This window comes from Brachyspira pilosicoli (assembly GCF_019402445.1).
GTDB classification, from domain to species: domain Bacteria; phylum Spirochaetota; class Brachyspiria; order Brachyspirales; family Brachyspiraceae; genus Brachyspira; species Brachyspira pilosicoli_B.
The window spans coordinates 1-512 of record NZ_SRZM01000124.1 but is presented as its reverse complement, the minus strand read 5'-3'; the positions used below and the strand labels follow the sequence as shown (position 1 = coordinate 512).

1 protein-coding gene is annotated in these 512 nt (G+C 33.6%); it reads right to left on the bottom strand.

Features of this window, described 5'->3' with window-relative positions:
- Nucleotides 1-107: 107 nt before the first annotated feature.
- Nucleotides 108-512 (bottom strand): peptidylprolyl isomerase (locus E6A48_RS04895; RefSeq protein ID WP_219708928.1); only part of this gene is annotated, 405 nt, incomplete at its 5' end.

The following is a 512-nucleotide window of genomic DNA, read 5'->3' as shown; positions in this document are numbered from 1 at the left end:
TTTAATAGCTTCCACATGTTTAGGAGCTTTATCAGGATAGAATTCTATTTCTATAGTGCCGTAATCTGTTTCTATAAATAAATGTTCCATTATTTTTCCTTTATTTATTATTTTACATATACTTTATTCATTTTAGCAGGTGTAAGAGGGTTATCATTAGCATCTCTTTTAAGATTAACTATCTTGTCTACAGTATCCATTCCCTTAATAACCTCACCCCAAACAGTATATTGTCCATCTAAAAAAGGACTATCAGCTACACAAATAAAGAACTGTGAACCAGCACTATTTATATTCTGACTTCTAGCCATAGAACATATTCCCCTTTTATGAGAAACATCATTAAACTCAGCAGGTATTACAAAGTCAGGACCTCCTGTGCCATGTAAAGCTCTGTTAGGCTGTTTGCTTAATGGGTCGCCGCCTTGTATCATAAAACCAGGTATTACTCTGTGAAATAGTGTTCCGTTATAAAAGCCTTGATTTGCTAATTTTTTAATAGCTTCCACATG